Origin of the sequence: Lentilactobacillus hilgardii (assembly GCF_009832765.1) — a bacterium.
Lineage (GTDB): Bacteria > Bacillota > Bacilli > Lactobacillales > Lactobacillaceae > Lentilactobacillus > Lentilactobacillus hilgardii.
In genome coordinates, this window is record NZ_CP047121.1 from 1,179,832 (window position 1) to 1,203,889 (window position 24,058).

General features: G+C 42.3%; 16 protein-coding genes, 21 tRNA genes, 3 rRNA genes and 1 other annotated feature. Of the genes, 33 read left to right on the forward strand and 7 right to left on the reverse strand.

Annotated elements, in window-relative coordinates; translation table 11 throughout:
• Positions 1 to 30 precede the first annotated feature (30 nt).
• Positions 31 to 231, reverse strand: a complete 201-nt coding sequence (locus GQR93_RS05345; RefSeq protein ID WP_003553076.1) for a hypothetical protein — start codon at positions 229 to 231, stop codon at positions 31 to 33.
• Between the two features lie 296 nt (positions 232 to 527).
• Between GQR93_RS05345 and GQR93_RS05350 the strand changes: the two genes are divergently transcribed.
• Positions 528 to 971 carry a MerR family transcriptional regulator gene (locus tag GQR93_RS05350; protein WP_003553077.1) on the forward strand — a complete coding sequence of 148 codons (444 nt, stop codon included), beginning with the start codon at positions 528 to 530 and terminating at the stop codon, positions 969 to 971.
• Between the two features lie 166 nt (positions 972 to 1,137).
• Here the strand turns inward: GQR93_RS05350 and GQR93_RS05355 are convergent, their stop codons facing one another.
• Entirely contained in the window at positions 1,138 to 1,347 is a 210-nt protein-coding gene (locus tag GQR93_RS05355) for a hypothetical protein (RefSeq protein WP_003553078.1), read from the reverse strand.
• Between the two features lie 222 nt (positions 1,348 to 1,569).
• Here GQR93_RS05355 and GQR93_RS05360 point away from each other — a divergent pair, with 222 nt between their 5' ends.
• The 27 genes from GQR93_RS05360 to GQR93_RS05490 all read left to right on the forward strand — a co-directional run bounded on the left by GQR93_RS05360 (position 1,570) and on the right by GQR93_RS05490 (position 13,575).
• Positions 1,570 to 2,223 (forward strand): zinc metalloprotease, encoded by a 654-nt coding sequence (locus GQR93_RS05360; protein WP_159298718.1) that lies wholly within the window; start codon positions 1,570 to 1,572, stop codon positions 2,221 to 2,223.
• Positions 2,224 to 2,274: 51 nt separating this feature from the next.
• Positions 2,275 to 2,481 (forward strand) — a binding site (T-box leader).
• 46 nt (positions 2,482 to 2,527) lie between these two features.
• Positions 2,528 to 3,784, forward strand: coding sequence for a tyrosine--tRNA ligase (gene tyrS / locus GQR93_RS05365; RefSeq protein ID WP_003553080.1), 1,257 nt, complete (start codon positions 2,528 to 2,530; stop codon positions 3,782 to 3,784).
• A 458-nt stretch (positions 3,785 to 4,242) separates the two neighbouring features.
• A 16S ribosomal RNA gene (locus GQR93_RS05370) occupies positions 4,243 to 5,816 on the forward strand.
• Between the two features lie 84 nt (positions 5,817 to 5,900).
• Positions 5,901 to 5,974: transfer RNA gene (locus GQR93_RS05375), tRNA-Ile, on the forward strand.
• A 28-nt stretch (positions 5,975 to 6,002) separates the two neighbouring features.
• Positions 6,003 to 6,075, forward strand: a tRNA-Ala gene (locus tag GQR93_RS05380).
• Positions 6,076 to 6,250: 175 nt separating this feature from the next.
• Positions 6,251 to 9,170 (forward strand): 23S ribosomal RNA (locus GQR93_RS05385).
• Positions 9,171 to 9,244: 74 nt separating this feature from the next.
• Positions 9,245 to 9,361: ribosomal RNA gene (gene rrf / locus GQR93_RS05390) — 5S ribosomal RNA — on the forward strand.
• Together the 16S, 23S and 5S rRNA genes with 21 tRNA genes alongside form the textbook arrangement of a ribosomal RNA operon.
• Positions 9,362 to 9,371: 10 nt before the next feature.
• Positions 9,372 to 9,444, forward strand: a tRNA-Val gene (locus GQR93_RS05395).
• 4 nt (positions 9,445 to 9,448) lie between these two features.
• Positions 9,449 to 9,521 (forward strand) — tRNA-Lys (locus tag GQR93_RS05400).
• Between the two features lie 38 nt (positions 9,522 to 9,559).
• Positions 9,560 to 9,632, forward strand: a tRNA-Thr gene (locus GQR93_RS05405).
• Positions 9,633 to 9,636: 4 nt separating this feature from the next.
• Positions 9,637 to 9,708: transfer RNA gene (locus GQR93_RS05410), tRNA-Gly, on the forward strand.
• Positions 9,709 to 9,714: 6 nt separating this feature from the next.
• A tRNA-Leu gene (locus GQR93_RS05415) sits at positions 9,715 to 9,800 on the forward strand.
• A 6-nt stretch (positions 9,801 to 9,806) separates the two neighbouring features.
• Positions 9,807 to 9,880: transfer RNA gene (locus tag GQR93_RS05420), tRNA-Arg, on the forward strand.
• A gap of 9 nt (positions 9,881 to 9,889) precedes the next feature.
• A tRNA-Pro gene (locus tag GQR93_RS05425) sits at positions 9,890 to 9,963 on the forward strand.
• 33 nt (positions 9,964 to 9,996) lie between these two features.
• A tRNA-Met gene (locus tag GQR93_RS05430) sits at positions 9,997 to 10,070 on the forward strand.
• Between the two features lie 21 nt (positions 10,071 to 10,091).
• A tRNA-Ile gene (locus tag GQR93_RS05435) sits at positions 10,092 to 10,165 on the forward strand.
• Between the two features lie 38 nt (positions 10,166 to 10,203).
• Positions 10,204 to 10,291 (forward strand) — tRNA-Ser (locus GQR93_RS05440).
• Positions 10,292 to 10,300: 9 nt separating this feature from the next.
• Positions 10,301 to 10,374 (forward strand) — tRNA-Met (locus tag GQR93_RS05445).
• Positions 10,375 to 10,378: 4 nt separating this feature from the next.
• Positions 10,379 to 10,452: transfer RNA gene (locus GQR93_RS05450), tRNA-Asp, on the forward strand.
• 5 nt (positions 10,453 to 10,457) lie between these two features.
• Positions 10,458 to 10,530: transfer RNA gene (locus GQR93_RS05455), tRNA-Phe, on the forward strand.
• Positions 10,531 to 10,548: 18 nt separating this feature from the next.
• Positions 10,549 to 10,619 (forward strand) — tRNA-Gly (locus GQR93_RS05460).
• A 17-nt stretch (positions 10,620 to 10,636) separates the two neighbouring features.
• Positions 10,637 to 10,710 (forward strand) — tRNA-Ile (locus tag GQR93_RS05465).
• 4 nt (positions 10,711 to 10,714) lie between these two features.
• A tRNA-Ser gene (locus tag GQR93_RS05470) sits at positions 10,715 to 10,802 on the forward strand.
• A 6-nt stretch (positions 10,803 to 10,808) separates the two neighbouring features.
• A tRNA-Glu gene (locus GQR93_RS05475) sits at positions 10,809 to 10,880 on the forward strand.
• Positions 10,881 to 10,910: 30 nt separating this feature from the next.
• A tRNA-Met gene (locus GQR93_RS05480) sits at positions 10,911 to 10,984 on the forward strand.
• A gap of 4 nt (positions 10,985 to 10,988) precedes the next feature.
• Positions 10,989 to 11,062, forward strand: a tRNA-Asp gene (locus GQR93_RS05485).
• 335 nt (positions 11,063 to 11,397) lie between these two features.
• Complete coding sequence (locus GQR93_RS05490; protein ID WP_159298719.1) at positions 11,398 to 13,575, forward strand: copper-translocating P-type ATPase; 2,178 nt, start codon at positions 11,398 to 11,400, stop codon at positions 13,573 to 13,575.
• Between the two features lie 85 nt (positions 13,576 to 13,660).
• Here the strand turns inward: GQR93_RS05490 and GQR93_RS05495 are convergent, their stop codons facing one another.
• Positions 13,661 to 14,191 (reverse strand): hypothetical protein, encoded by a 531-nt coding sequence (locus GQR93_RS05495; protein WP_003555086.1) that lies wholly within the window; start codon positions 14,189 to 14,191, stop codon positions 13,661 to 13,663.
• A gap of 85 nt (positions 14,192 to 14,276) precedes the next feature.
• On the opposite strand from GQR93_RS05495, the gene GQR93_RS05500 reads away from it, so the two are divergent.
• The 3 genes from GQR93_RS05500 to GQR93_RS05510 all read left to right on the forward strand — a co-directional run bounded on the left by GQR93_RS05500 (position 14,277) and on the right by GQR93_RS05510 (position 16,319).
• Positions 14,277 to 15,017, forward strand: a complete 741-nt coding sequence (locus tag GQR93_RS05500; protein ID WP_187117445.1) for an MBL fold metallo-hydrolase — start codon at positions 14,277 to 14,279, stop codon at positions 15,015 to 15,017.
• 118 nt (positions 15,018 to 15,135) lie between these two features.
• Positions 15,136 to 15,534: a transcriptional regulator Spx gene (gene spx / locus GQR93_RS05505; protein WP_003555088.1), complete on the forward strand. Its 399-nt coding sequence runs from the start codon at positions 15,136 to 15,138 to the stop codon at positions 15,532 to 15,534.
• 116 nt (positions 15,535 to 15,650) lie between these two features.
• Positions 15,651 to 16,319, forward strand: a complete 669-nt coding sequence (locus tag GQR93_RS05510; protein WP_003555090.1) for an adaptor protein MecA — start codon at positions 15,651 to 15,653, stop codon at positions 16,317 to 16,319.
• Between the two features lie 129 nt (positions 16,320 to 16,448).
• On the opposite strand, the gene GQR93_RS05515 is transcribed toward GQR93_RS05510, so the two are convergent.
• Genes GQR93_RS05515 through GQR93_RS15660 form a run of 3 tightly spaced genes read right to left on the reverse strand, consistent with a single transcriptional unit; the run spans position 16,449 to position 20,093 of the window.
• Positions 16,449 to 17,462: a glycosyltransferase family 2 protein gene (locus GQR93_RS05515; RefSeq protein WP_003555092.1), complete on the reverse strand. Its 1,014-nt coding sequence runs from the start codon at positions 17,460 to 17,462 to the stop codon at positions 16,449 to 16,451.
• Between the two features lie 17 nt (positions 17,463 to 17,479).
• Complete coding sequence (locus GQR93_RS05520) at positions 17,480 to 19,756, reverse strand: ArnT family glycosyltransferase (RefSeq protein WP_003555094.1); 2,277 nt, start codon at positions 19,754 to 19,756, stop codon at positions 17,480 to 17,482.
• The gene (locus GQR93_RS15660) at positions 19,743 to 20,093 is read right to left on the reverse strand and encodes a GtrA family protein (RefSeq protein ID WP_375711569.1); all 351 of its coding nucleotides are present in this window, start codon (positions 20,091 to 20,093) and stop codon (positions 19,743 to 19,745) included. Before GQR93_RS15660 ends, GQR93_RS05520 begins: the two co-directional genes overlap by 14 nt.
• Before the next feature lie 222 nt (positions 20,094 to 20,315).
• Here GQR93_RS15660 and GQR93_RS05530 point away from each other — a divergent pair, with 222 nt between their 5' ends.
• Both GQR93_RS05530 and GQR93_RS05535 read left to right on the forward strand, forming a co-directional pair.
• The gene (locus GQR93_RS05530; protein ID WP_003555098.1) at positions 20,316 to 21,008 is read left to right on the forward strand and encodes a response regulator transcription factor; all 693 of its coding nucleotides are present in this window, start codon (positions 20,316 to 20,318) and stop codon (positions 21,006 to 21,008) included.
• Positions 21,005 to 22,318, forward strand: coding sequence for a sensor histidine kinase (locus tag GQR93_RS05535; protein ID WP_003555100.1), 1,314 nt, complete (start codon positions 21,005 to 21,007; stop codon positions 22,316 to 22,318). Before GQR93_RS05530 ends, GQR93_RS05535 begins: the two co-directional genes overlap by 4 nt.
• 127 nt (positions 22,319 to 22,445) lie before the next feature.
• Here the strand turns inward: GQR93_RS05535 and GQR93_RS05540 are convergent, their stop codons facing one another.
• The gene (locus GQR93_RS05540; protein ID WP_003555101.1) at positions 22,446 to 23,972 is read right to left on the reverse strand and encodes a gamma-glutamylcysteine synthetase; all 1,527 of its coding nucleotides are present in this window, start codon (positions 23,970 to 23,972) and stop codon (positions 22,446 to 22,448) included.
• Between the last annotated feature and the right edge of the window lie 86 nt (positions 23,973 to 24,058).

The window sequence follows — 24,058 nt, forward strand, 5'->3', positions numbered from 1 at the left end:
CCTATTTTAGACCTGAACCTATTTGTAAAGCTATTTATTTTTGCGCTCACGTCGTTTTTGAATGGCAGAAACGACGTTAATCACAACGGAAATTGTTAGAAAAATACTTGCAAGAATGATGAGACCGATCTTAACGTTGTCTTCAAGATGACTTGATTGGATATAAAACGCAATAGCAATTGATAGAATCAATGATAAATCGGCTACTATTAGTTTTGGTGAAAATCCCATTTTTTCCAGTCCTTTCAATGTAGATACGCAAGCATTATAACAAATTTTGGGCAGGTGTTTTTATTATATTTTGTTAATCGATCATTTGTATATGAAAGATGTGATCGGAGATGCACTGTTAAGTAATTTTGCTTGTTCAAATGATCAATTATCATTTATACTTAATAAGTACTTTAAGAAACTGTGTCGTAGCAAACGGCGGCACTTATGTGTAACAATTGGTGGTTTTAACCAGTTATAACGACATAGTGTGTGTCGAAAGCTTGTTTTCGGTGCAGATTTAAAAAGGTGAAAAAATGACAAAAGAGAATTCAAATGAACCGCTTATAGACAGTAACAAATTAATCTTTGGGATTGGTCAGGTTCAACAAATCACCGGTGTTTCGGGTAGACAATTGAGGTACTGGGAAGAACAGCATTATATAGCGCCAATCGAACAGCAAAAAGGAACGCAACGCCAATACTCGTTTCATACACTTTTTTTGATCTTTCATATTCAGCGCTACTTAACTCAAGGATTTACTTTACAGGCAGCGGTTGAAAAGGCAAAGGAATTTGAAAAACAAATGCCGGTTTTGCGTACTTTTATAAAGGCTCAACTTCAGGGAGTCGATGTGTCGAATGAACGAAGCGTCATTGATTTCGGGTTTAAAAACGATGAGCGTAAGCAGCGCGTTTATGGCATTGTCGAAGGCGATAAAACCTACTTTAAGATAGAGGATTTAAAAGAGTCGAAATGAAATCGTTATGATGAGCTTTGAGTCATTGTTAGACGCTCAAAGTTAAAGATAGAATCCAGGTAAAATTGCGCTTATACGCAACTTCACCTGGATTCTTTTTGAATGATCATAGTCGACCACATGATTAATAATCAAAAATAGGCACCTAACCTGCTAATCAGTTGTATTAATCGCCCTCATTATCAAACTTTTTGTATAAACCGATAATTGTTTTATCATCCAATTCAATGGGGTTTCCATCCAACGTCACACTGTCGATTTTATAATAATCCTCTAAATCGGGAACCTCCAAGCGCTGATTTGCCATAAAATCAGCGGCAGACTTATAGTCAATGGTTTCGTGAGAGGTTCCATTTTGATAAACAATTTTGAGCATTGTATGTCACTTTCTTTCCATTAAAGAATTTCATTTCAAAACCACCTTAATTTTAGAGGTTCAATTTTTGAAATACAACTAACTTGTCGTTTGGCTTTTATTATCAAATGGATAAAATGGAGAGTTTAATTTTGCACAATTAATTTATGCTTGATATGATACTTATAACAACAAAACAAGTTGGCGTTTATTAACAGGGGAATATTTAAATGGGGGATTTAAATGTTTAAACCAAATCATTTTTTGGCGGTTGTGGGGATCATTTTATTAAGTCTGGTTGGGGTTGCAACGTTTGTACAAAAACCGGTCTTGGCTCAGACGGTGACTTTTACGCCTGAGATGCACGGGACGAAGAATTTAACACATCAAGGAACGATTCACTACTACATTCGTCCTGATGCGGGTAAGTATCAAAAAGAGATCAGAACTGCGGTTGCCAAGTGGAATCGAGCATTGGGCAGGCCTATTTTACAACCGGGTACTGATATGGGGACATCCCGTTTGGTTTTTACAGCAACCAATCATTTGGATAAAGGATATGCGGGGATGGCCGAGATTAACAGTGGTGTCATTGCTTTGAACCGTTCGTGGATGAGTCGGTACAATGGCGAAAAGAAACAGGCAGTGGTTATCCATGAGCTCGGTCATACATTTGGGACAAGGGATTTATATGATTACTCGAATCCATCGTTAAGAGCTGCATTTAGGAAGCATACGATTATGGGTGGCAGCTATTCAACAAGAATTCAGCAATTCGACGTTAAATTAGCAAAATGGAGTCTGGCAAATACGAGAAGTATGTCACAGGCTGAATTTAACGGATATCGGTCTAATCCTGGGCTTTACTATCAACAAATGCTCCATGGAAAACTTTGATCGGATTGAATTGACAAGGCTTCGTTCAACAATTATGATTAGGTTATCGTGTTTGAAGCGTTGAGGTAAATATAGTATTTAATTGATCGAGAAGTCAGAAACTTGGCGGGTGATGGGAGCTAAGCGGTTAATTAATGAAATTACGTTTGCGGAGCTTTCTATATCTTATATAGACGAGTCATTTCGTTACCAATGAATGAAGAGACTGCTTTTTTAAGTAGTAACTTGGGTGGTAACGCGGAAAAATTCGTCCCTGGCAATTTATTGATTGCCGGGGATTTTTTATTTTGGGAGGATATTTGGAATGAACATTTTAGACGATTTGAAATGGCGCGGTGCAATCAATCAGGAAACCGATCATGATGGATTGTATGATTTGGTTAATAAAAAATCTGTTGGCCTTTATGTTGGTATTGATCCAACGGGAGACAGTATGCATATCGGACATTTAATCCCGTTTATGATCTTGAAAAGGTTCCAATTAGCCGGACATCATCCGGTTATTCTTATTGGTGGTGGAACCGGGTCAATTGGTGATCCAAGTGGTAAGAAGTCAGAGCGGGTTCTTCAAACCATGGATCAGGTTCGTCATAATCAGGAAGCCCTGACGCGCCAGATGGAAAAATTGTTTGGACAGGATGGTTCTTTTGAAATTGTGAATAATTACGATTGGCTGTCGAAAATGTCGTTACTTGATTTCTTACGGGATTATGGGAAACTTTTTAACATTAATACGATGATTCGCAAGGAAATTATTGCAAGTCGTTTGGAAGCCGGCATTTCCTTTACTGAATTTACTTATCAAATTTTGCAGGGAGTCGATTTCCTACATTTATTCCGTTACAACGATGTTCAGGTACAGTTGGGCGGGGCCGATCAATGGGGCAATATCACGTCTGGAATTGATTTGATCCATAAGGTTGAAGGGTCCGATGCTCAGGCTTACGGGATGACAATTCCGCTTTTGCTTAAAGCCGATGGCACCAAGTTCGGTAAAAGCGAGGGCGGCAATGTTTGGCTTGATCCGGAAAAAACAACGCCTTACGAATTTTACCAATTCTGGCTTAACCAGGATGACCGCGATGTCGTTAAATATCTGAAATACTTTACTTTTCTGGACAAGACCGAAATTGATGACTTGGAAAAGAAGGTTCAAACCCATCCGGAAAAAAGAGAAGCGCAAAGAAGACTTGCACAAGAAGTGACTAAGTTTGTTCATGGACCAAAGGCGGTTGAATCAGCTGAACGAATTTCGAAGGCACTTTTTTCAGGTGAAGTAGCTGATCTGACGACGACTGAAATCGAACAGGGATTTAAAAATATGCCGACGGTTAATGTGTCTTCAGAACCATTGAATATTGTTCAATGGCTTGTTGACGCAACCAAAATTGAATCTTCTCGTCGCCAAGCTCGTGAAGATATCAATAATGGTGCGATTCGAATTAACGGTGCAAAGATTCAAGACACTGATTTTGAAATCAATCCATCTGATAAATTTGATGGTAAGTTTGTTATTGTTAGACGGGGAAAGAAACGATATTTCTTAGCCCGCGTAAAGTAGAGTTGTTCCTTAACGGCAAAGCGCTTTTGAGCGTATACCAATTCCATTTGCATTGTCGAATGGAACAGTCATTTTAAGTTGGAAACAGGGAAGTTTAATCCCTGTTTCCAACTTTTTTTAATTTGTTTACAATTTGTACTTGACCAGCTTTCGAAATCTTGGTAAACTAGTTTTCGTTGCGTTAAAGCAATCGACTTTCAATGCCAAATTCAAGTTTTGTTTCTTTCAAAAAACTGCTTGCATTTCAATTGAAAATCTGATAATATTAAATAGTTGTCAAAAGCGATGAACAAGCGCTTTGATAGCCAAGTAGACCTTTGAAAACTGAACAAAATTTTCGACAAACAAATTGTGTAGGGTGCTTCGATTTTTGATCGAAGCCAATTAACAAATTGCGAAGTCAATTCGCTAGTAACAATAAAAAATAATCAATGAGTCACAAATGATCATTTTGATTTTAAGATGAGAGTTTGATCCTGGCTCAGGACGAACGCTGGCGGCGTGCCTAATACATGCAAGTCGAACGCGTCTTGGTCAATGAAGTTGAGTGCTTGCATTTAACTGATTTGACATTAAGACGAGTGGCGAACTGGTGAGTAACACGTGGGTAACTTGCCCCGAAGCGGGGGATAACATTTGGAAACAGGTGCTAATACCGCATAACAACAAAAACCACATGGTTTTTGTTTAAAAGATGGTTTCGGCTATCACTTTGGGATGGACCCGCGGCGTATTAGCTAGTTGGTGAGGTAATGGCTCACCAAGGCAATGATACGTAGCCGACCTGAGAGGGTAATCGGCCACATTGGGACTGAGACACGGCCCAAACTCCTACGGGAGGCAGCAGTAGGGAATCTTCCACAATGGACGAAAGTCTGATGGAGCAACGCCGCGTGAGTGATGAAGGGTTTCGGCTCGTAAAACTCTGTTGTTGGAGAAGAACGGGTGTCAGAGTAACTGTTGACATCGTGACGGTATCCAACCAGAAAGCCACGGCTAACTACGTGCCAGCAGCCGCGGTAATACGTAGGTGGCAAGCGTTGTCCGGATTTATTGGGCGTAAAGCGAGCGCAGGCGGTTTTTTAGGTCTGATGTGAAAGCCTTCGGCTTAACCGGAGAAGTGCATCGGAAACCGGGAGACTTGAGTGCAGAAGAGGACAGTGGAACTCCATGTGTAGCGGTGAAATGCGTAGATATATGGAAGAACACCAGTGGCGAAGGCGGCTGTCTGGTCTGCAACTGACGCTGAGGCTCGAAAGCATGGGTAGCGAACAGGATTAGATACCCTGGTAGTCCATGCCGTAAACGATGAGTGCTAAGTGTTGGAGGGTTTCCGCCCTTCAGTGCTGCAGCTAACGCATTAAGCACTCCGCCTGGGGAGTACGACCGCAAGGTTGAAACTCAAAGGAATTGACGGGGGCCCGCACAAGCGGTGGAGCATGTGGTTTAATTCGATGCTACGCGAAGAACCTTACCAGGTCTTGACATCTTCTGCTAACCTAAGAGATTAGGCGTTCCCTTCGGGGACGGAATGACAGGTGGTGCATGGTTGTCGTCAGCTCGTGTCGTGAGATGTTGGGTTAAGTCCCGCAACGAGCGCAACCCTTATTGTCAGTTGCCAGCATTTAGTTGGGCACTCTGGCGAGACTGCCGGTGACAAACCGGAGGAAGGTGGGGATGACGTCAAATCATCATGCCCCTTATGACCTGGGCTACACACGTGCTACAATGGACGGTACAACGAGTCGCGAAACCGCGAGGTCAAGCTAATCTCTTAAAGCCGTTCTCAGTTCGGATTGTAGGCTGCAACTCGCCTACATGAAGTTGGAATCGCTAGTAATCGTGGATCAGCATGCCACGGTGAATACGTTCCCGGGCCTTGTACACACCGCCCGTCACACCATGAGAGTTTGTAACACCCAAAGCCGGTGAGGTAACCTTCGGGGGCCAGCCGTCTAAGGTGGGACAGATGATTAGGGTGAAGTCGTAACAAGGTAGCCGTAGGAGAACCTGCGGCTGGATCACCTCCTTTCTAAGGAAAATTCGGAAACCTACACAATGTCGAAAGTTTTGTTTAGTTTTGAGAGGTCTACTCTCAAACACGGTTACGCTTTTTGGGCCTATAGCTCAGCTGGTTAGAGCGCACGCCTGATAAGCGTGAGGTCGATGGTTCGAGTCCATTTAGGCCCATCACCCGGCCTCATGACCGGCGTAACATGGGGAATTAGCTCAGATGGGAGAGCACCTGCTTTGCAAGCAGGGGGTCAGCGGTTCGATCCCGCTATTCTCCATTGACGCGTCAGCGTCAGAATTTGGTTCTTTGAAAACTAGATAATATTAATTTTCTGTAATTTATTGAATTGGATATAATCCAATTTCAACCGAGAACACCGCGTTATTTTGAGTTTGTTAACTAAGTAAAAAATCGCAAATACTCAATTAACTAAAGTATCCGTAGGATACTTAGGTTAAGTTATCAAGGGCGCATGGTGGATGCCTTGGCACTAGGAGCCGATGAAGGACGGGACTAACACCGATATGCTTCGGGGAGCTGTACGTAAGCTTTGATCCGGAGATTTCCGAATGGGGAAACCCAGCAGTTTTAATCGACTGTTACTGCTCAGTGAATTCATAGCTGAGTAGAGGTAGACGTGGGGAACTGAAACATCTCAGTACCCACAGGAGAATAAAGAAATTTCGATTCCCTCAGTAGCGGCGAGCGAACGGGGAACAGCCCAAACCAATGAGCTTGCTCATTGGGGTTGTAGGACTGAACATTTGAGTTACCAAAGTGATGGATAACCGAACAATCTGGGAAGATTGGCGAAACAGGGTGATAGCCCCGTAGGTGAAATCCAGCACCCTCAGTTCAGGATCCTGAGTACGGCGACACACGTGAAACGTCGTCGGAATCCGGGAGGACCATCTCCCAAGGCTAAATACTCCCTAGTGACCGATAGTGAACCAGTACCGTGAGGGAAAGGTGAAAAGCACCCCGGAAGGGGAGTGAAACAGTTCCTGAAACCATGTGCCTACAAGCAGTTAGAGCCCGTTAATGGGTGATAGCGTGCCTCTTGTAGAATGAACCGGCGAGTTACGGTTGCATGCAAGGTTAAGGTGTTAAAGCCGGAGCCGCAGCGAAAGCGAGTCTGAAATGGGCGTTGAAGTATGTTGCTGTAGACCCGAAACCAGGTGATCTACCCATGTCCAGGCTGAAGGTGCGGTAAAACGCACTGGAGGGCCGAACCCGTGTACGTTGAAAAGTGCTGGGATGAGGTGTGGGTAGCGGTGAAATTCCAAACGAACTTGGAGATAGCTGGTTCTCTCCGAAATAGCTTTAGGGCTAGCCTCGGACGTAGAATCATGGAGGTAGAGCCACTGTTTGGACGAGGGGCCCGTCATGGGTTACTAAGTTCAGATAAACTCCGAATACCATTGATTTTTATCCGGGAGTCAGACGATGAGTGATAAGATCCATCGTCGAAAGGGGAACAGCCCAGACCGCCAGTTAAGGTCCCTAAATATATGCTAAGTGGAAAAGGATGTGGAGTTGCATAGACAACTAGGATGTTGGCTCAGAAGCAGCCACCATTTAAAGAGTGCGTAATAGCTCACTAGTCGAGTGATCCCGCGCCGAAAATTTACCGGGGCTAAGCATATTACCGAGACTGCGGACCTGAACTTTGTTCAGGTGATAGGAGAGCGTTCTAAGGGCAACGAAGCCGGACCGCAAGGACCGGTGGAGCGCTTAGAAGTGAGAATGCCGGTATGAGTAGCGAAAGATCAGTGAGAATCTGATCCACCGAATGACTAAGGTTTCCTGGGGAAGGCTCGTCCTCCCAGGGTTAGTCGGGACCTAAGCCGAGGCCGCAAGGCGTAGGCGATGGATAACAGGTTGAGATTCCTGTACTAGTTGATGATGTTTGAGCGATGGAGGGACGCAGGAGGCTAAGTTGTGCATGCAGTTGGAAAGGCATGTTCAAGCCACGAGTCAGTCAAAGAGTCAAATGCTTTTTGGCGGGTTGACAAGTGGTGATGAGGACCGAAATTTAAGTAGGGAAGCAACCCACGTCACACTGCCGAGAAAAGCTTCTAGTGAGTCATCAACTACCCGTACCGCAAACCGACACAGGTAGTCGAGGAGAGAATCCTCAGGTGAGCGAGTGAACTCTCGTTAAGGAACTCGGCAAAATGACCCCGTAACTTCGGGAGAAGGGGTGCTGGCCACATGGCCAGCCGCAGTGAAAAGGCCCAGGCGACTGTTTATCAAAAACACAGGTTTCTGCAAAATCGTAAGATGACGTATAGGGGCTGACGCCTGCCCGGTGCTGGAAGGTTAAGTGGATGAGTTAGCTTCGGCGAAGCCCAGAAATGAAGCCCCAGTAAACGGCGGCCGTAACTATAACGGTCCTAAGGTAGCGAAATTCCTTGTCGGGTAAGTTCCGACCCGCACGAAAGGCGTAACGATCTGGGCACTGTCTCAACGAGAGACTCGGTGAAATTGAGATACCTGTGAAGAAGCAGGTTACCCGCGACAGGACGGAAAGACCCCATGGAGCTTTACTGTAGCTTGATATTGGGTGTTGACACAGCTTGTACAGGATAGGTAGGAGCCGTTGAAGCCGGAACGCTAGTTTCGGTGGAGGCATTGGTGGGATACTACCCTCGCTGTGTGAACACTCTAACCCGCGCCACTTAGCGTGGCGGGAGACAGTGTCAGGTAGGCAGTTTGACTGGGGCGGTCGCCTCCCAAACAGTAACGGAGGCGCCCAAAGGTTCCCTCAGAATGGTTGGAAATCATTCGACGAGTGTAAAGGCAGAAGGGAGCTTGACTGCGAGACAGACAGGTCGAGCAGGGACGAAAGTCGGGCTTAGTGATCCGGTGGTTCCGTATGGAAGGGCCATCGCTCAACGGATAAAAGCTACCCTGGGGATAACAGGCTTATCTCCCCCAAGAGTCCACATCGACGGGGAGGTTTGGCACCTCGATGTCGGCTCATCGCATCCTGGGGCTGTAGTCGGTCCCAAGGGTTGGGCTGTTCGCCCATTAAAGCGGTACGCGAGCTGGGTTCAGAACGTCGTGAGACAGTTCGGTCCCTATCCGTCGCGGGCGTAGGAAATTTGAGAGGAGCTGTCCTTAGTACGAGAGGACCGGGATGGACATACCGCTGGTGTACCAGTTGCGCCGCCAGGCGCACCGCTGGGTAGCTATGTATGGATGAGATAAACGCTGAAAGCATCTAAGTGTGAAACTCGCCTCAAGATGAGATTTCCCATTCCTATATGGAAGTAAGACCCCTGAGAGATGATCAGGTAGATAGGTTGGAAGTGGAAGTGCAGCGATGCACGGAGCGGACCAATACTAATCGGTCGAGGACTTAACCAAGTAGAAATGGTGTTTGAAGGCAGAAAATTAATATTAGCTAGTTTTGAGAGAACGAAGTTCTTTCAGGAAAATAGTGTGGTGGCGATAGCCAGAAGGATACACCTGTTCCCATGCCGAACACAGTCGTTAAGCTTCTGCACGCCAAGAGTAGTTGGGGGATCGCCCCCTGCAAGGGTAGGACGTTGCCACGCGTTTCATTATGGAGGATTAGCTCAGCTGGGAGAGCATCTGCCTTACAAGCAGGAGGTCACAGGTTCGATCCCTGTATCCTCCATATTGAGCCGTTAGCTCAGTTGGTAGAGCATCTGACTTTTAATCAGAGGGTCGGCAGTTCGAGACTGCCACGGCTCATTACAATTGAATATTATTTAGCGCATAATATATTGTATGCCGACTTAGCTCAGCTGGCAGAGCACCTGTCTTGTAAACAGGGGGTCGGAAGTTCGAATCTTCTAGTCGGCATTTTGCGGAAGTAGTTCAGTGGTAGAACATCACCTTGCCATGGTGGGGGTCGCGGGTTCGAATCCCGTCTTCCGCTTGTTATGCCGGGGTGGCGGAATTGGCAGACGCACAGGACTTAAAATCCTGCGGTCAGTGATGACCGTACCGGTTCGATCCCGGTCCTCGGCATATTATGCACCCATAGCGCAACTGGATAGAGTGTCTGACTACGAATCAGAAGGTTGTAGGTTCGACTCCTACTGGGTGCATTGTTTTAACGGGAAGTAGCTCAGCTTGGTAGAGCACCTGGTTTGGGACCAGGGGGTCGCAGGTTCGAATCCTGTCTTCCCGATTGATAGGTTTGCTATCAAAGGTATCACACCATCGCGGTGTAGCTCAGCTGGCTAGAGCGTCCGGTTCATACCCGGGAGGTCGAGGGTTCGATCCCCCCTGCCGCGATTTAGGGTCTTGGACCTTCTTGGACCTTTAGCTCAGTTGGTTAGAGCAGACGGCTCATAACCGTCCGGTCGTAGGTTCGAGTCCTACAAGGTCCATTAGACTCAGTATTATATATTTTTTTATGGTTACTTATGGAGGATTACCCAAGTGGCTGAAGGGGGCGGTCTTGAAAACCGCTAGGTGGGTCAAACCACGCGAGAGTTCGAATCTCTCATCCTCCTTTTAATTATCGCGGGATGGAGCAGTCTGGTAGCTCGTCGGGCTCATAACCCGAAGGTCGTTGGTTCAAATCCAGCTCCCGCAATTTTGGTTCGTTGGTCTAGTTGGTTAGGACGCCTGCCTGTCACGCAGGAGATCACGGGTTCGAGTCTCGTACGGACCGCTTTTGGCTCGGTAGCTCAGTCGGTAGAGCAATGGATTGAAGCTCCATGTGTCGGCAGTTCGATTCTGTCCCGCGCCACTATGATTAATTGAATATGCGGGTGTAGTTTAGTGGTAAAACCACAGCCTTCCAAGCTGTTGTCGCGAGTCCGATTCTCGTCACCCGCTTTTTCTTATGTTATAATGGGCCTATAGCTCAGCTGGTTAGAGCGCACGCCTGATAAGCGTGAGGTCGATGGTTCGAGTCCATTTAGGCCCATATTGGAGAAATACTCAAGTGGCTGAAGAGGCGCCCCTGCTAAGGGTGTAGGTCGCGTAAGCGGCGCGAGAGTTCGAATCTCTCTTTCTCCGTTAAATGACCCGTTGGTCAAGTGGTTAAGACACCGCCCTTTCACGGCGGTAACATGGGTTCAAATCCCGTACGGGTCATTCAATGCATAGTTCATTATTTTATATTATCGCGGGATGGAGCAGTCTGGTAGCTCGTCGGGCTCATAACCCGAAGGTCGTTGGTTCAAATCCAGCTCCCGCAATTTTGGTTCGTTGGTCTAGTTGGTTAGGACGCCTGCCTGTCACGCAGGAGATCACGAGTTCGAGTCTCGTACGGACCGTCACTTAAACGAATGTTTCCAAAGATTTGAGAGTTAACAGTGTTAATGCTGTTAACTCTTTTTTGGTTGTTAGAAAAATAGAGTTGTACTGACTGCTAAAGGGTGCAATCACTCGAGCAGCATTATCAGCCAGTTACTAATTGGTGATTTATCCTTTTCATATTAACAGGCAGTTTTAATCAAAATAATTATGAAGTTTACAATTGTAGTTGCAATTTTCGATTACTTAGTCTACAATTGTAGATGTAGGAAAAAGAAGTTGAATTGAAAGGAAGCATAATAGGGCCAACTCATTAATATGATGAAGCGATAGTAAAATAAGAGGGGGAAATAGAATGTCGAAACAAGAAAACAATCATATGAAAAAAATGGTAATGAACTCGAATCAAAAAAACAATCAAGACAAGAACATGCAAATGAGTGAACATCAAGACCATCAGTCAATGTCTCACATAAAAATGACTCATCGTAATATGGAAATGAACCATGACGACATGGAACATATGGATCACGAGATGTCCGGCATGAATATGGGGCATGGCATGAGTGGCCACCATATGAACATGGATATGGGAGATTTAAACCGACGTTTCTGGATATCCTTAATATTAACGATTCCGGTTATTTTGCTTTCTCCAATGGCAGGAATGGGTGGATTTGGATTTCATTTTTCATGGTCTCCGCTATTGTTAACGATCATTGGGTCTATCTTGTACTTTTATGGTGGTAAACCATTCTTTTCAGGCGCTAAAATGGAAATGAAGAGTAAACAACCGGGAATGATGTCATTGATTACTTTAGGGATAACGGTCGCTTACTTCTACAGTATCTATTCAGTAGTTGCCAACAATGTCTTTCACGTGACACCAACGGTAGATGAGTTTTTCTGGGAGTTATCAACGCTAATTGATATTATGCTTTTAGGGCATATTATTGAAATGAAGTCGATTGATAGTGCCGGTTCTGCAGTTGACGCATTGTCCAAGCTATTACCATCGACTGCCAAGGTTGTCAGAAATGGACAAGTGGTTAACGTTAATGTTGCTGACTTAAAAATTAACGATATTGTTCAGGTGCAGGCCGGTGAGAAGATTCCTGCTGATGGCGCAATCGTAAAGGGAACAACGACAGTTAATGAATCATTAGTAACCGGAGAATCGAAACTGGTTCCAAAGTCAATTAATGATGATGTCATTGGTGGCTCCATTAATAATGATGGCACTTTTGAGTTTAAAGTTGATAAAGCACAAAATGACAGCTTCTTGAATAAAGTCATGCAGCTTGTGATGAACGCATCAAATAATAAATCACACGCTCAAACAATTGCTGACAAAGTTGCCGGATATTTATTTTATGCAGCATTAACAGTTGCAATTATAGCTTTTATTTCCTGGATGTTTGTGAGCGGTGCAACCATTGCGTTACCAATTGCGGTGACCGTATTAATCATTGCCTGCCCCCACGCACTTGGGTTGGCTATTCCCCTGGTAGTTTCCCGGTCAACAGCTTTAGCCGCTCAAAATGGGCTGTTAATTCGTGATTCCTCAGCTTTGGAGCAGTCCAACAAGGTTCAATACGTTTTAATGGATAAAACCGGTACTTTAACGGAAGGAAATTTTAAACTTAACTTTTATCAGACGTTTAATTCCCATTATTCTAAAGATCAAATTTTGGCATTAGCCGGAGCACTGGAGAAAACATCCAGTCATCCATTAGCTAAGGGCGTTATGGATGAGGTTGCAGAAAAGAAACTGCAGCTTGATGAAGCGGAAGATGTTCAGCAAATTCCCGGGTTTGGTCTTACCGGAATAGTTAATGGAAAAAAGTATCAGTTGGTTTCGAGTAATTATTTTGAAAAAGAGTCAATTGAGTATAATCAGGAAACTGTAAATAAACTGTTAGCCGATAAAAATAATTCCATCAGTTTTCTAATTGAAAACAATCAGGTTATCGGTGTGATTGGCGAAGGCGATGAAATTAAAGCCGGTTCAAAACCGATGATTGATTATCTTAAACAGCACCATATTCAACCGGTCATGCTGACAGGGGATAACGAAGCAATTGCTGCCAGCGTTGCTTCGTCACTTGGAATTGATGATTATCGCGCAAAATTGTTACCGGAAGATAAGCAAAAAATAGTGGCAGAGTATCAAAAAAGGGGGACAACCATGTTTATTGGTGACGGTGTTAACGATGCACCCAGCCTAAGTGGTGCAAATGTTGGTGTTGCCATTGGAGCTGGTACCGATGTGGCAATTGATTCGGCTGATATCGTTTTAGTTAGAAGTGATCCAAAGGATGTCGTTGATCTCTTCAAACTTGCCAAACGAACAGCGGATAAAATGAAACAGAATCTTTGGTGGGGTGCCGGATACAACATTGTTGCATTACCATTGGCAGCTGGCGTCCTCGCATTTGCGGGCATTTTGTTAAGCCCGATGGTCGGTGCTGTATTGATGTCGTTGAGTACCGTGGTTGTCTCGGTAAATGCCTTGACACTTCGCATTGGATAGATTGTTAATTAAAAAGCACCAAATTATCTGAAAGAAATTAACCTTTCAAAATAATCTGGTGCTTTTTCGTAGTTAATATATAGTGCTAATGAATTTCCTTTTTTTCAACGGGGGTATAATAAGCCTCATGTGAATAAAAGCTGGGAGAATCTCGGTATTCTTTTGGAATAAATTCATGAGTACTGTTTTTCCAGAGCTCGAAGTCACGATAGGACTGCCATGTTCCTAGAATGACACGTTGGCTAATATCCTTATGATAGTTCAAGGAGTAAATTGAATGCATGCCCTGTGGAAGTCCATTGCTGATTAAACGATTAATTCTGGCATCAAAGACTTTTTGTTGATCGAAGTTTAGATCCAAAGCGGAAAAACTAATGAAACTGTTCCAATTGTCTGTGCCACCGTGACCTAAAACATCGTAAAGAACTGGTGAATGAAAAATTGAATTTTCTCCTGAATAATCCAACATCATTTGTTTACCGGTTTGATTCAAGGCTTTGTAAGTAACAAGGTCACGATCCGGATATTCTTCTTTAATCTGTTTCATTATCCTATTATCACCAAAGGTAATTGCAATCTGCTTTTTCACAATACCCACCTCCTGTTTCAAATTCATTATACTTTTTTTGAGATGCTTATCCAAACATTTACTTTTAACCGATGCTAACCTATACTGAATTCAAAAAGTGGGAGGTATTTTCTTGAAATTAACAGTCTTGGGATTCTTAGGTGGCTATCCAGCTAATGGTAATGGGACTAGCAGTTATTTGCTGGAATCTGGTAATTTTCATTTCTTAATTGATTGTGGTAGCGCAGCACTTTTAAGCCTTGAAGAAATCCTTGATCCATTAAAACTGGATGCTTTGATTCTAACGCATTATCATCATGATCATACAGCTGATGTTGGTGTTTTACAGTATTACTGGCAGCTCCATGAAAAACGATATGATCAAAAGTGCTTACCAATCTATGGTCATACATTAGATAAAATTAATTTTGATGGTTTAAGTTGGCCTGACTCAACTAAAGGAGTCGCTTATGACCCTGAAAAACAACTTGATGTTGGTCCATTTTCCATTACATTTTTCAAAATGCACCATCCGGTTCCGGCTTTTGGCTTAAGAATAACAGAGAAAGCAACCGGTAAAGTCTTGGTTTTTACAGCTGATACAGCCTATTTTCCGGAAATAGCATATTTTGCGAGGAATGCTGATTTATTAATGACCGATACCAATTTCTACGCTGATAAAACCGGAACAAAATGGCATATGACATCGACTGAGTCTGGCCAGCTTGCAAAGGATGCCGAAGCTAAACGCCTTTTGTTAACTCATTTACCGGCATATGGGGATCTGAACCAATTAAAGCAAGAAGCTGAAACTGCAGCCGGAAGTGGCATTCCGATCGATGTTGCAAGTCGGCACTTAACGATTCAGATATAAAAATTGAATTTGTGATGAAAGTTTAGTGTTTGTTAGACTATTCTGTGAAACTTATGATTTTTATAACTTTATCCTTTATAATCAAGATATAGAAAAGATTATTAGGAGATGAGTTATAATGACGGTAAAATTTTTAATGACACCAAGTTGCACATCCTGTCGTAAAGCAAAGAAATGGTTAACTGAAAATAATGTGGACTTTAAAGAAAGAAATATCTTTGCGAACCCACTCACTAAAAACGAATTAAAACAGATTTTAATGCTTTCCGAAACTGGTACTGAAGGGTTGATTTCAACCCGGTCTTACGTTTATGATCAATTTAAGGATAAAATCAATACACTGACGATTGGTGAATTGCTAGAACTTCTTGAAACACATCCGGAAATGATTCGACGGCCAATTATGATTGATGAGAAACGTCTTCAAATTGGCTTTAATGATGATGAAATTCGACGGTTCTTGCCGCGCGACATTCGTAAAAGTGATCTTGAGCGAATGATTAAAAATGCCCAGTAAGTAAAAAGAATGATTTACTTGTCACTCACCATTTTTAGCCGTATCATTTACTTGGACAATAATTGTGTTACAATGATATAATAATTACCCTCAGAGATTGAAAGGGGTGGCTAACTATGGAAATGGAACGGATCAACGAGAATACAATTCGAGTTTTGATCGGAAATGATGACCTTGATAAACGTGGGATTACCGTTTTAGATTTACTCGGAAATCATAAACAAATTGAAAGTTTCTTTTATAGCATTCTCGAGGAAGTCGACAAGGATCATCAATTTCAAAATAATGATGCCGTCACTTTCCAAGTTCTTCCAAATCAGAATGGTCTTGAACTCTTTATTAGTAAGGATGTTGACATGTCTGATGAAGATGAACCGCTGCTTGGTTCCGGCGATGGGCACGAAAAACACGACCAAGTTTCAAAATATATTGATGAACATGGCGTGGACAACAAGCCTCAGAGTGACAAGAAGACCAATGATGAATTTGGCCATCAAAAGAGAACCGTTATTCTTGAATTTGATGATTTGAATGATTTTATTGAACTTTCAAAGGCATTGCGTTTGGAAAATGGGACTTCGGATTTGTATTTATATGAAGGTAAGTACTTTCTAAAGCTTCAGTTGTTCAGTAATGATCCTGTTGATATGATTGTCAGTGACGAGGTTGCAATTGCGAATGAGTATGGCAAGAAAACGACGGTTACTGAGGATGTTTTAAATGAATATGGTCAACAAATTATGGAAAATAGTGCGCTTGAACTAAGCAGATACTACTTTAAATAATATTGAACGATAATGAGTTTTAAACGAAAGCTGTCACCCACAAGTGTTAAATGACATTTGTGGGTGACAGCTTTTGCTATTTTAGAAACGATTCATACATCAATACGAGACCTTTACTTTAGTAAATTTTTATTCGAATACTTGGTTTTTACTTGGCCTGGCATAGTACATGGTCGTTTTATGACCATGTTTTGACGCATCATGAACTTCCTGTGTTGCCGATTGAAACCCGCTTGTTTTAGCAACAATATAGAGGGGGCGCTTTCTGGAAGCTTCAAAAACACGATACAGATATGAGCCAACCAGTCCTAAAGACAGGAAGACAAGTCCAACTAATAAGAAAAGAGAAAAGACGGCAAATTGGAGCGTTTTAAATCCGGTGAAAAGTGTGATAATCAAGTAACCGATACTGAAAATGATTGAAAGAGTTCCCAGCCAATTTGCGAGTTGTAATGGAAAGGCTGAAAACGAGGTGACACCGTCCATCGCAAGTCGGATCATTTTAGAAAGTGGATATTTTGATTCACCGGCAATTCTTTCCTGGCGTTCATATTCGACGGAAGCCTGATTGAATCCAACCCAACTGACCATTCCTCTCACGTAAGGATCCGTTTCGTTCATCTTTGAAAGCTCATGGACTACTTTACGATCCATCAATCGAAAGTCGCCTGTATCTAAAGGAATATTTATACTGGTGATCTTTCTAAGTGTGCGGTAAAAGATTGCGGCTGTTATTTTTTTGAAAAAGGTTTCGCCATCTCGGGAAACACGTTTACCGTAAACAACCTCAGCACCTTCCTTCCATTTTTTGATCATTTCAACAATTACTGAGGGTGGATCCTGCAAGTCGGCGTCCATGACAACGACTGCATCGCCACTGGTATATCGGATGCCAGCTGTGATTGCTAATTGATGCCCGAAATTTCTTGAAAATTGCACAATTTTTATATTACGATGTAATTTTTGTGCTTCAGTGATGAGCGCGACACTTTTATCTTTTGATCCGTCGTCAACGAAAATTAATTCAAATTCCTGGGGTTGGTTACTGATAAAGGCTTCTAAAGTATCAATTGTTCTTTCAATCCCCTGTTCTTCATTAAAAACCGGAAGGACAATCGAAACCAAATCTGTGCTTTTTTCCATTCAAAGACCTCCTTACGTTATTTATAAATTGTTGACAAATCATATAGTGTTCCTGATGATCCCATACCGCCCATACCGGTTGGCATTGCGGTTTGTGATTTCTTGGTAGATTGTTTATTGCCGGCCTTAGCAGTGGACTTAGCTGAGGTTGACTGTTTTATCTTGCTGGGAACGCCTTTGCCTGGCATGTTTTTGCCATTTCTCATACCTTTTGGTGCATTTGGTGTTGTGGCTGATTTTTTCGAGGATTCTGGCTTATTAGTCGATCCTTTGGATGTTGAAGTACCAAAACCACCAAATTGTTGTTTGCTGCTTGAGTCTTGATACAAACTACTTTTGACTTTAGTAGCATGTTTTTTGATCCAATTAATAATCTTGGTATTTCCGGAACGACCGGAGTAATAGAAATACTTTAGATCACCATTTTTAACGAGTTTTTTAAATTGGGAAAGTGTAATTGCCGGATCGGTTCCATTGAAACCACCCATTGCCATAACCGCTTTTCCGGTTTTAATAATATATGGAGCAGCGGTAGTTGAATCACTGGTTGCAAAAAGATATTTTGCGTTTCCTTGATGTTTTTCCAGGTAATTCAGTAGTTTTGTATTCACCTTGGAATTGCCCATACCACCGCCACCACCAGGTCCTGAGCTGCTTGTGGACAGAAGCGACGGTCCGGCGGTGGGAATCATAGCCGATTCTGCTGAAAGAGTCGGTGTAAGTGACCACCACCCGGGAGCAATAAGAATGGTAATTGTCGCTACAACCATGCTGATCTTACTTGCGTTATTCTTAGGAAAAATGAATAAAAGAAGTGAAGCAACGATCACAATTCCCAAGATTAACCATGTCAGCCATGGATAATAACTGTAAACGTACCAAGCCTGCAGCGCTGCCGTGGTTAAAATAGCACTTGGGAAGAGATAAAATTTCCAGTTTGTTCTGGTATTATCTTTAAATAATCTGGCTAATGAAACGACGCCGATTCCGAAAAGGGCTGCAATTGGCGGTGCCAGCATAATTGTATAATAGGGATGAAAGAAACTGGCGACCGAGAAGAAACCATAAACGGGTACCAACCATCCTGCCCAAAGTACCAGTTGCTTTTGCTCATGGGAAAGGGAATACCATCGTTTTTTTCGATCATGGTAATAGGCGAGACTGCCAATTAAGCCGATAATGGCAAATGGAAGCAACCAACTGATTTGTGGCCCTAATGATGACTGGAACAATCTGAATGGTCCAATTGTACCGATATTAAAGGCACCTCCGCCACCACCGGCACCCATATTTTGCCGTCCTTTTTGACCGCCAGGAGCGCCTGTTGGCATTGTTGTCTTACCATTTTTCCCCTTCTTCATGGCATTTTTGGCACCAGTTGGCATTTTACCGCCACCGGGCATGCCCATACTCTTTGATTGACTCTTAGAAGTCATACCGGCTCCAAATGTTCCACCGGTTCCCGTTGTTTGTCCGAGTAGGCGCTCGGTGCCGTTATATCCAAATGCCAGTTCCAGTTCCGAATTGGTTTCAGAACCGCCAACATAAGGACGCTGACTTGCCGGGGTCAAATCGACCGAGACGGGATAGGCAAGGGTGAAAACGGCTAATCCTACCGTTGCAAAAATGAGTTTCTTAACTTTTTGCTTCCAATTTTCATTGGCTGCCATCCAGTAGAATAAATACATGGCAGGTAAAATCATAAAAGCTTGTAACATTTTAACGTTAAAAGCAATACCAATTAGAGAAAAGCTGACAATAAGTGCCCAGACTTTTTTCTGCACAATCGCTTTTTCAAGGAACCAAAGCGCTAGGAGTAAGAAAAAGACTAAAGTGGCATCCATATTATTTGTTCGTGAATCAGCTACCACGATTGGCGTGATCGTCATTGCTAAAGCAGCAAGCCGACCGGCATTTTTGCCGAAATATGGTGCAACCAATCGGTGCATCAAATAGACGGAACCAACTCCAAATAGGACAGATGGCAGTACGATACTCCAACCATGCAACCCAAATATTTTTGCACTAATAGCCATAAACCAAAGAGCCACAGGTGGCTTATCAACCGTAATGTACCCGGCCGGATCAAAACTACCGTACCAAAAGTTGCTGAAGCTTTCGGTCATGCTTTTGATCGCGGCAGTATAAAATGCGTTGGCAGAACCTGCTTTCCATATTTGCCAGCCGTATAAAAACAATGCCAGCAGTAGAATAACTGTTAATATCGAATCAAATCGAAATTTCTTTCTTGATTGGCTTTGGATATTCCGTGACGAATAATTATTGATTTCCAAAGTGTTGAGCCTCCTTCATTGATGAATTTTTGAATACCCAAAATTTTGACAGTAGGAAATTAGTGGGTACAGTGATCATAAGACTAAAAATCGGAATTAGATGGTCATTGACCCCTGTGAAATGACTTAAAATATCGGCAATTGCTGTACTGAGAAGCCAAGTAGATAGATAAGTGGCATAATACTTAATCACAACTGACTTGAAATGAGCGTGCGTTTTGAATACCCAATGATTATTTAATGTCAAGCTGATCAATGATGTACCTCCATAACCGATCGCCATTGCAATTGTTGCATTTGTAGGGGATAGCAACAATAAATAAATAGCGTAGGTCAAAAACGTATTTGCGAATCCGATGACTCCAAACTTTAATAATTGCTTGAATCCAGAAATGGTTGGTCCCTCCTTCTCTTAGAATGAAAACTATTTTATCCAAATAACCATAAATTAAGCTTAAAAATTTTTGTTTCAATTAATTTCAAATTGAACAGTTGACGAATGAGAAGAAAACGGATAGTTTATGAGAAGGTTATAATTGGTAAAAAGGAGAAAATGTAAATGAAAGAACTGCATATCTTAATAATTGAAGATGATGAATCATTAGCCCAAAGCTTACAATTGTTTCTTGGAGAAATTGCCCAAACCACCGTTTCCCATGATGGTTTTGAAGGACAGATGCTGGGTGAAGAGGGCATTTATGACTTAGTAGTTCTGGATTTGATGCTTCCCCAGGTCAATGGCTACGATATCTTGAAACATTGGCGAACAGAGTCTCATTTATCGATGCCGGTGTTGATTTTAACCGCAAAAGATACGCTTGATGATAAAGTACACGGTTTTGAACTTGGAGCAGACGATTATCTAACAAAGCCGTTTCACCGTGAGGAACTATTAATGCGAGTGAAAGCATTACTTAAACGTAGTGGTCACTTGGGAAACGATAATCAAATGGTTGTTGAACCATTTACGGTTGACTTAAGTAATAGAACAGTGACTGTTAGGGATCAGCAGTTAGAACTAAATGGTAAGGAATTCGATTTATTAGTCTATTTTCTACAGAACCCCGATACGATTATCACGAAAGAACAGATTTTTGATCGTTTATGGGGATTCGAATCTGAGACGGCCATCTCGGTTGTTGAAGTATATATGAGTAATTTGCGAAAAAAAATAAAGACGGCAACCGACTTAAAACCGATTAAGACGCTGAGAAATGTGGGGTACATGTTCGAAACGGAGGAGCTTGATTGATTAAAGGGGATCCACAAAAGAAACAGCAACTATCATTGTTTGCTAAGGAATTAATTGGATTTGCGCTATTATTTGCAATTCTAGGATTAGTTGTCAATTTCTTTTTTCAACAATCAATTTATGAAAATATTGATCGTGGTTTGAATTGGCAAAGAATAGGAATACTGACCAATCGACGGCAGCCGACATTCAGGACGGGTCAGGCAAATCCATCACAAGGGCAGGTCCCGCCTGCCAGGAATACGCCCTTTAGGACCAATGTGTTGGTCTTTAACAGTAAGGGGAAAATAATGAACAATCAGATGTTGGGCAATCGACTTTATAATGTTTTTGTTAATACGCGCCTTGATGTTTCAAAAGTTAATAAAATTCGGGAAATGACATTAATGTCATCCGATAACTCATGGCATTATTTTCGAACACTGCTTATTAAAGTACCAAAAACTAATAAAAACCCTATGTATGCCGGACGATATGTGTTGATACTGGAAAATATTGATTCGGATTTACTTGCGATTCGTGGCTTTCGACAATCCTTATTAATGACATTGCTGGTATTTTGGTTCTTAGCGATTGCAGTGGCTTACTTTTTGTCGAGATCCAGCATGAAGCCGATCCTGGAGTCATGGAACCGCCAGAAACAGTTTAGTGCGAATGCAGCTCATGAATTGCGAACGCCGCTGACAGTCATCCAAAACCAAATGGAATATATGCTGACCAAGCCCAAAGCAACAATCATCGATCAGGCAGAACCAATTTCAACAACACTTGACGAGGTGAGGCATTTACAGACACTGACAAATCGGCTTTTGATGCTTGCCCGTTCAGATGCCGATATTATTCAAATTAATCGTCAAAACGTTTCATTGCAATCTTGGTTTGATCAGGTCATTAAACCCTATATTGATATTGCAAACAGCCAGACAAAAGCGATGGAAACTTATATTCGTGTTTCAGGTGAAGGAAAGATTGATGAAGATTTAATTCGCCAGCTCATAATTATCTTATTGGATAATGCGATTAAGTATACGCCCGAGGGTGGCACGGTTACTTTCACCGCTGAGAAAATTCGTGACGGTCGGCTTAAAATCGAGGTTAAAGACACCGGAACAGGCATTTCAGACAATGATAAAAAACACGTTTTCGAGAGATTTTATCGCTCTGATAAATCCCGTAATGCTAAGACAGGTGGAAATGGGTTGGGATTGGCGATTGCAAAATGGATAGTCGATGAACATAAGGGCACCATTTCAGTCAAAGATAATCATCCAAACGGTACTGTTTTTATGGTTGTTTTCCCAATTAAATAAAATAAATGTCATCTGCAATAAGATTGTTGAGTCATTTAAAACCAAAAAGCATCTGAGGCAAATTAAGTTTTGCTGTCTCAGATGCTTTTAGTCTTAACATAAGTCAACTTTTTAGGTTGAAGTGAAGCTACCAATTCTTTTTGGCAGCCTTCTCAATAGTTGGAAATAAATCGTATAGGTATTGTAGTGGGCGGTCGTTTACTTTGTTTGAGTAAACAACCTGCGTAATATTATCATATGTCAGCATTAGCAATTCTTCACCATGCTCGTCGCGAACGACATAGTAGCGAATTCCAAGCGCAATTGCATGAAAAATCAATCTTTGGGCATTGGGCGTTAAATGGGACATAGCCGGCAATAGGTACTGTGAATTGACTCGCTTGTTTTTCCATTTCTTGGCAGTTTGGATGCCAAAAGTTTTCAAACTATTGTTGTTGATCTTCGGTAATAACATTGCTGATGCCGTTAATTCAGGATGGCTCATGACTTCACTGAAATCATCCAGGGCTTGAAGTTGTTCTGAATGTGCATGAAGTTGCTTCGCCATTTCAATAAGGTCTCTGAAAATTTTTAAGCCCTCAGCTTCTTTAAAGGTTGGCTGGTCAGGAGATTCCAAAGCCACACGGTTATTATCATCGAATGACTGTTTTAATTTATCGTGGATACGCGTTTCATCGACAGGCTGAACCAAGAGGTACATTAAGAAAAATTTCAAAAAATACAAGGCATGGCGACTAATCCCGTTTGGGGTAAATGGTGTGTTGTCCATGACTCTGAATTCCAAATAGGAAATACCTTTGGTGCGATAGTCTTTTAGTGCGCCTTGTCCGCGTAAACGAACCGGGCCGTAGAATTCTGCCGGGGAAAACAAACGGTGCCGGTCAATTGCATTTGAGATACGGTCAATATAGTTTCCTAAACTGGAGTAAAGTGTCACATTAACCTGATCCTCAGGTTTATTGACGTAACCATAAATGCTGTTTCGAATACTCCTTACCGGATGGGTGAGTGGTGCCGGCGTTTCACCTGAGAAAAAGCCCTTTTCAGCGATGGGACTGGCACCGAATAAGTAAGTTAACAGCCAACGATGAAGCACAAAGTTTTGAGCGATTTGGAAGTAAAGAGCATTCTTAAATTCTACCAAAGACTTAAATTGACCTTCATAGTGTGTATATAAACGGTTAACGACCGGTTCAGGAATACTAAAATTGACGTGTAATCCAGTGACAATTTTTAATGGTACCTTGTATTTCTTGGTTAAATAATCACGGTATTCTTGAAAGGGAGGTCGAGCAAAGTGATTTTCAACAAAATGGATATCATCGTCTGAAAGTGCGGGCGGCATACTTAACGGCCAGATATATTCGTCATCTTTCATTGAATGATAGAGCACGGTTTGAATGGTATCAAGCTGATCTAAAACGCCACCGATATTCGGGTTGGGATCTGTAATTAATTCGTTCATTGACTCGGAAAAATCTGATTGAAGATAGGGATGGTACTTTCGTGATCCCAGGTTTTCAGGATAGGGATGCTGACTTAACTGGCCATCCCCCTCAATTCGATGTTCTTCGATTTCAATACCAATTAAGCTGTGATAGAGCTGTTCTGCAACGTCTTCCTGTTTGATGTTTGCTAATAGATTTTCAAGCATTGGTAGTCTCCTGATGGATAGATTTACAAATAATTATAAACAATTTTGACATGATTGATAGCATATTATCTCTATTTTGCAAAATC